Here is a 6646-nt window from a genome sequence, read left to right on the forward strand (position 1 = left end):
GGTGCGGCCGCCACGGGCGGCCGACCGGACCGGGGCCGTCCCCCATCCGCATCCTGAGCAAATTTTACCCCCGTCCGGGGAGCTTCGCCGTGGCCGGGACGTTCACCCGGTACATCCCCCGACGCGGCGCCCGCCGGGCGGGTGGAGTCCCGGAGTGTTCATGCCTGATTCCCGACGTCCCTCGTCGCAGTCCCGCTCGCGCATCGAGGAGGGCCAGCCCTATCCCCTCGGCGCCACCTGGGACGGCCTCGGGGTCAACTTCGCCCTGTTCTCGGCCCACGCCACCAAGGTCGAGCTCTGCCTGTTTGACGATGCCGGCGAGCGCGAGATCGAGCGGATCGAGCTGCCCGAGTACACGGACGAGATCTGGCACGGCTACCTGCCCGACGCCCGCCCCGGCACGATCTACGGCTACCGGGTCCACGGCCCCTACGAGCCGAAGGCCGGCCACCGGTTCAACCCCAACAAGCTGCTGATCGACCCCTACGCCAAGGGGCTCGTCGGCTCGATCACCTGGAACCCGGCCCTGTTCGGCTACCAGATGGAGACGGGCGACGACCTGACCTTCGACGAGCGGGACAGCGCGCCGTTCAACCGCCGCTCCCGGGTGATCGACCCGGCCTTCACCTGGGGCCGGCACCAGAAGCCGCAGGTGCCGTGGGAGAAGACGATCTTCTACGAGGCCCACGTCAAGGGCATGACCAAGCTCGACCCGCGGGTACCCGAGAAGCTGCGCGGCACCTATGCGGGCCTCGGCACCCGGGACGTGCTCGACTACATCAAGAGCCTCGGCGTCACCTCGGTGGAGCTGCTGCCGGTCCATTCCTTCGTGCAGGACGACTACCTGCAGGAGAAGGGGCTGGTGAATTACTGGGGCTACAACACGATCTCGTTCTTCACCCCCGCCCGGCGCTACGCGGCGGTGCCGGACTTCGCCTTCTCCGAGTTCAAGGAGATGGTCTCGCGCTTCCACGGCGCCGGCCTCGAGGTGATCCTCGACGTGGTCTACAACCACACCGCCGAGGGCAACGAGAAGGGCCCGACCCTGTCGTTCAAGGGGATCGACAACGCCTCCTACTACCGGCTCCTGCCCAACGAGCCGCGCTACTACATCAACGACACCGGCACCGGGAACACCTTCAACCTGTCGCATCCGCGGGTGCTCCAGCTCGTCACCGATTCCCTGCGCTACTGGGCGCAGGAGATGCAGGTGGACGGGTTCCGCTTCGACCTCGCCACGATCCTGGGCCGCGAGCCCTACGGATTCGACGAGGGCGGCGGCTTCCTCGACACCTGCCGGCAGGATCCGGTGCTCAACGCCGTCAAGCTGATCGCCGAGCCGTGGGATTGCGGCCCGGGCGGCTATCAGGTCGGCGGCTTCCCGCCCGGCTGGGCCGAGTGGAACGACCGGTTCCGCGACGACGTGCGCGCCTACTGGAAGGGCGACGGCGGCCTGCTGCCGGATCTGGCGGCGCGCATCGCCGGCTCGGCCGACAAGTTCAACAAGCGCGGGCGCAAGCCCTGGGCCTCGGTGAACTTCCTCACCGCCCATGACGGCTTCACCCTGCACGACACGGTCTCGTACAACGACAAGCACAACGCGGCGAACGGCGAGGGCAACCGCGACGGCCACTCGCACAACCTCTCGTACAATTACGGGGTGGAGGGGCCCACCGACGACCCGGAGATCCGGGCGGTGCGCCTGCGCCAGATGCGCAACATGCTGGCGACGCTGTTCCTCTCGCGCGGCACCCCGATGCTGCTCGCGGGCGACGAGTTCGCCCGGACCCAGAACGGCAACAACAACGCCTACTGCCAGGACAACGCGGTCTCCTGGCTCGACTGGGAGGCGATCGGCGACGAGGAGCGGGACCTCGCCGAGTTCACCCAGCGCCTGATCATCCTGCGCAACGCCCTGCCGATCCTGAGCCGCGGGCGGTTCCTCACCGGCCGGTACGACGAGGAGTTCGGCGTCAAGGACGTGGCGTGGCTGCGCCCGGACGGGAGCGAGATGACGCCCGAGAACTGGACCGACGGGGGCGCCCGCGCCTTCGCGGTCCAGCTCGACGGGCGCGCCCAGGCCACGGGCCTGCACCGCCGCGGCGGCGACGCGACCCTGCTGATCATGTTCAACGCGCACCACGACCTGGTCACGTTCACGCTGCCCGAGACCGTGGGCGGCGTGGCCTGGACCCGCCTCCTCGACACGAACCTGCCCGACAGCCAGGACGTGGAGAGCTTCGGGTTCGGCACCGGCTACGCGGTGACCGGGCGCTCGCTGCTGATGTTCGTGCTCAAGCCCGAGGACAGCCCCGGCGTCGGCGACGACGCCATGGAGCGCTCGTACCAGCACGTGATGCAGGCCTTCGAGCGGGCGAACGTCGAGCACGTCCGCTTCCACCTCCGGGACGAGGCGTGAGGGCGGCGGGCCGGGCGGTTTTCGCACCGCCCGGCCCTCGCCGCCTTGCGCGCGGCGGCGCACCCGGCTAACAGCACCGGACCGCGCGGCCCTGGCTGCGCCCGGCGCCCGCTGGCGCGCCCGGGTGCCCGCTCCGCGGCCGGAGGGGTGGCCGAGTGGTTGAAGGCGCACGCCTGGAAAGTGTGTATACGGGAAACCGTATCGCGGGTTCGAATCCCGCTCCCTCCGCCAGTTACCTATCCGCAGCAGTCCGCAGCGGTCCGCTAAAACCCTCAAATCGCTAGATAATCAGATACCAGGCTTCCGCGGCGGTCCGCTGGCATTCGCCCAAATCCGCGCTTATGATGTGGATAGCGTCATGGGTGCAAATGCCATGCTGGGTAAGCTCACCGCCCTCGGAGTCACCAAGCTGAAGGCCCCCGGCATGTACGGGGACGGCGGCGGCCTCTGGCTGCAGGTGTCCGGCAAGGGCGGGAAGAGCTGGGTCTTCCGGTATACCTTGAAGGGCAAGTCCCGGGAGATGGGACTGGGGCCGGTCAGCACGTTCTCGCTGGCCGAGGCGCGCGACAAGGCTCTGACCTGCCGGAAGCTCTGCTACGAGGGCATCGACCCGATCGAGATGCGGCGCGGACAGCGCCAGGACGCCGCCGTAGAGGCCGCGAAGGCGATTACCTTCCGCACCTGCGCCGAGGGCTACATCGAGGCCCACAAGGCCGGATGGCGCAACGACAAGCACGCCGCGCAGTGGACCGCGACGCTGGCGACCTACGCCTACCCAGTGTTCGGCAACCTGCCGGTGCAAGCGATCGACACTAATCTGGTGACGCAGGCGCTGGAGCCGATCTGGATCACGAAACCCGAGACGGCGACGCGGGTGAGGGGACGCATCGAGTCGGTGCTGGATTGGGCCGCGACGCGCGGCTATCGGCGCGGCGAGAACCCGGCCCGTTGGAAGGGGCACCTGCAGAACCTGTTGCCGAAGCGATCCAAGGTCCGGAAGGTCGAGCACCATGCCGTGCTGCCGTTCAAGGAGGTGCCGACCTTTATGAAGGCGGTAGCCGCGCAGCCCGGCGTCGCCGCGAAGCTGATGGCCTTCACCATCCTCACTGCCGCTCGCACGGGCGAGGCGCTAGGTGCTCGGTGGTCGGAGATCGACTTGGATGCTGGGATCTGGACAGTGCCGGCCGAGCGGATGAAGGCCGGCGCCGAACATCGGGTGCCGCTGTCGCCGCCAGCCTTGGCCCTCCTGGGCGAGATGCAGGGGCTGGACGACACCTTCGTGTTCCCCGGCGGCCGGCGCGGGAAGCCGCTCTCCAACATGGCCATGCTGGTGCTCCTCCGGCGGATGGAGCGCGCCGACCTGACGGTTCACGGCTTCCGCAGCTCGTTCCGGGACTGGGCCTCTGAGACCACGCACTTCCCGTCCGAAGTGGTGGAGATGGCGCTCGCCCATACCGTCGAGTCCAAGGTGGAACGGGCGTACCGGCGGGGCGACCTGTTTGAGAAGCGACGCGAGCTGATGCGAGCGTGGGCCGGTCACTGCAGCTCAACTCTTCAGGTTCGGTGAGGTAAAACCGAGATGGCCGCGTCCTTGTACGATCTCGGATTGCTCGCAGTTAATGGCTTTGCAAATGAAAATGAAGCAGAGGCCGCCAATTTTGATAGATTAAAATGGCTTCGCTTGGAACTTTCAAGTTCAGAAAAGCTGAGCCAAATTGAAAAGCCAGAACTTGACGCTCTATTTCGAGATCTAGATGTCATCTTTGATGGATTTAGCAATCTGATCTCGTCGGCCCCTACGTCTCAGGTAATCAAAGATGTTTTCCGTTTTAGACTTGCCAGGATAATAGATAACGTATTCCAAATTGGAAGTTATGACACTGGCCGCTATGTAGGTCTTATTGCATCGGACAACGCCAATAGAGCGAAGGCCGAGAAAGCCACAGCTAAGAACAGGCAGCTTCGTGAATTCATTGAAAATGAAGCGCGCGCCAAGGGTCTCGCTCTCAAGAATAGTGATAAATTTGCCCAGCGATTGGAAGCCGGTGTCCGGGCACGAGCTGGCGTAAACGCAGGTGCCGAAGGCTTTGGTTGGCCGACTATTCGGCGAGAAATTAAAGCCATCATTGTAGAGAAAAAGGGTCAGACCTCGGCGTGACACTATTCATTATTTGATGGTCTAGCACGCGGCGGACAATTATCGCCTTGCTTCCGCACGGATCGGTGCGGACATAACATCAGGTGCAGCCATGAACTACAGTGTTCAGGCGGCGCAGGGAGACCTGCGTCCGTCAATGAAAAAGCTTTTGCATCGTCGCAAGGACGTGCAGGACGCCCTCAGCATCGGCCACGACACATTTTACAAGTTGGTCGCCCGGGGCAAGCTGCGGACCGTCAAGATCGGCGCCGCGACCTTTGTCCCCGATGACAGCTTGCGCGGCTTCCTCCGCTCTCTTGAACAGGAGGCCGCATAGGTTGGCCTACAACGTCAGAACCCCCGGCGCTGGTACGCCGAGGGCTCTGGGAAATGTCTGCTTGGCCGCTGACGATCTCTGAGATAACCCACACCACGTCGACCTTCAAGCACGCCGGATCAGCGCGCGCCGGAAGTGCAGCCCGGCCGTCGCCGCAGTCATCGCGGCCCACGCCTACGAGCTGCCTGAGAACTGGAGGCGCGCATGAGCGCCTCCCCCCTCAATCCCGACGACTTCGCTTTCGGCGATCCGGACAAGCTCCGCGCCCATATCGCCGAGCTGATGGCCCTCGTCAGCATGCGCGCCAACATGGCCACCGATTACGCTGCCCTGCGCGACGATGCCGGGCTTCGCTACACGTTGAAGTGCTGCGCTGCCGAATTCAGGGCTGCCTTGAACCTGCTCGGCGACCTGACCGAGCAGACTGAGCGTGAGCACCAGCGCCGCGAGCCGGCATCCGCTTCCCGACCTAACCCTAATTCGGAGGCGCGCCTGTGAAAGCGCAGCATTTCGCTGCCGAGGTCGCGCGCCTTGGATCCGCCGCCGACGACCACCGTCACGGTGATCGCGGCAAACCTAACGGCGCCAACGGCACTATCGGCACAGGGGGGTCTGGTTCCTGGCCGGAGCCTGACCTGAGCCTGCTCGGCACCGGCCGCCGCGCCCCGCCGCCGTTCCCGCTGCATCTGCTCGGCCCGTGGGCCGGGTGGTGCGAGCGCAAGGCCAAGGGCGCGTCCGCGCCGGTCGACTACGTGGCGGTCGCCCTGCTCGCCAGCGTCGGCGCCAGCATCGCCAACGTGCGTTGGCCGCAGGCCGGCACCGCGTGGTCGGCGCCGCCGGTCTTGTGGTGCGCCGAGGTCGGCCCGCCGTCCTCGTCCAAGTCGCCGAGCATGGACGCGGCCTTCAACCTCGTGCGGTTCGCCGAGGATCGGATGGCTGACGGCTTCGAGCAGGTTCAGCAGGAGCACGCCACCGCCAAGTAGGCCTGCGAGGCCCGGGTCGAGGCGTGGAAGGTCGAGGTCAAAACCGCCGTGAAGAACGGCGAGCCGGCGCCCGCCATGCCAGACGACGCACGGGAGCCGCCCGCGCCGGTCCGGCCTCGGATCCGCGTCGCAGACGCGACCGTGGAGGCGCTCGGCGCGCTTGCGGCAGGCCTACCGCGCGGACTCCTGCTGGTCCGGGACGAACTGGCCGGCTGGCTCGGCGCCTTCGACAAGTACGGTGGCGGTGGATCCGACCGTGCGTTCGCGATCGAGATGTACGGCGGCCGGGCCTACGTCGTGGACCGGATGAAGAACCCGGAGCCGCTGCGCATCCGGCATCTGAGCATCGGCGTTCTCGGTGGCGTCCAGCCCGACAAGCTGGAGATGATCCTGAACGGACCGGACGACGGGCTGGCCTCACGGCTGCTCTGGGCATGGCCGGAAACCAAGCCCGAGTTCAACCTGGCGCGCGGCGCTCAGGATGACGGGCCGATGCAGCGCGCCTTCGCCAGGCTCACCGACCTGTTGCAGATCCACGATGAGTTCGGGCACCCGGAACCGGTTCTGGTGCCGCTCGCCCGCGAGGCGGAGGACCGCCTGGAGGCTTTTGCCCGGGACATCGTGGAGCGCTGATGGGGTGGACGGCCCCCGAACGGCATCGCTGTGCCAAGCTGAGGTCGTTGTAGATCTCATGCGAGGAGGCCGTCCGTGGATCAGATTAGCCGCATCGGTATGGATACGTCCAAGCACATCTTCCAGCTGCACGGCGT

The 6646-nt window shown here is 66.3% G+C and carries 5 protein-coding genes, 1 tRNA gene and 1 pseudogene; all 7 read left to right on the plus strand.

Going from position 1 to position 6646, the window contains the following annotated elements; all coding sequences use genetic code 11:
• Window positions 1-160: 160 nt before the first annotated feature.
• Complete coding sequence (gene glgX / locus MKL01_RS15065; RefSeq protein ID WP_243906018.1) at window positions 161-2419, plus strand: glycogen debranching protein GlgX; 2259 nt, start codon at window positions 161-163, stop codon at window positions 2417-2419.
• Window positions 2420-2560: 141 nt separating this feature from the next.
• Window positions 2561-2650: transfer RNA gene (locus MKL01_RS15070), tRNA-Ser, on the plus strand.
• Window positions 2651-2777: 127 nt separating this feature from the next.
• Complete coding sequence (locus MKL01_RS15075) at window positions 2778-3986, plus strand: tyrosine-type recombinase/integrase (protein ID WP_243906019.1); 1209 nt, start codon at window positions 2778-2780, stop codon at window positions 3984-3986.
• 12 nt (window positions 3987-3998) lie between these two features.
• The gene (locus MKL01_RS15080) at window positions 3999-4577 is read left to right on the plus strand and encodes a hypothetical protein (RefSeq protein ID WP_243906020.1); all 579 of its coding nucleotides are present in this window, start codon (window positions 3999-4001) and stop codon (window positions 4575-4577) included.
• A 91-nt stretch (window positions 4578-4668) separates the two neighbouring features.
• The gene (locus MKL01_RS15085; protein ID WP_243906021.1) at window positions 4669-4893 is read left to right on the plus strand and encodes a helix-turn-helix transcriptional regulator; all 225 of its coding nucleotides are present in this window, start codon (window positions 4669-4671) and stop codon (window positions 4891-4893) included.
• A 204-nt stretch (window positions 4894-5097) separates the two neighbouring features.
• Window positions 5098-5391: a hypothetical protein gene (locus MKL01_RS15090; RefSeq protein ID WP_243906022.1), complete on the plus strand. Its 294-nt coding sequence runs from the start codon at window positions 5098-5100 to the stop codon at window positions 5389-5391.
• Window positions 5388-6509: pseudogene (locus MKL01_RS15095) on the plus strand (DUF3987 domain-containing protein). The gene MKL01_RS15090 and the pseudogene MKL01_RS15095 overlap by 4 nt, the downstream one beginning before the upstream one ends.
• Window positions 6510-6646: the final 137 nt, after the last annotated feature.

The organism is Methylobacterium sp. J-070 (genome assembly GCF_022829385.1).
Classification (GTDB): Bacteria; Pseudomonadota; Alphaproteobacteria; order Rhizobiales; family Beijerinckiaceae; genus Methylobacterium.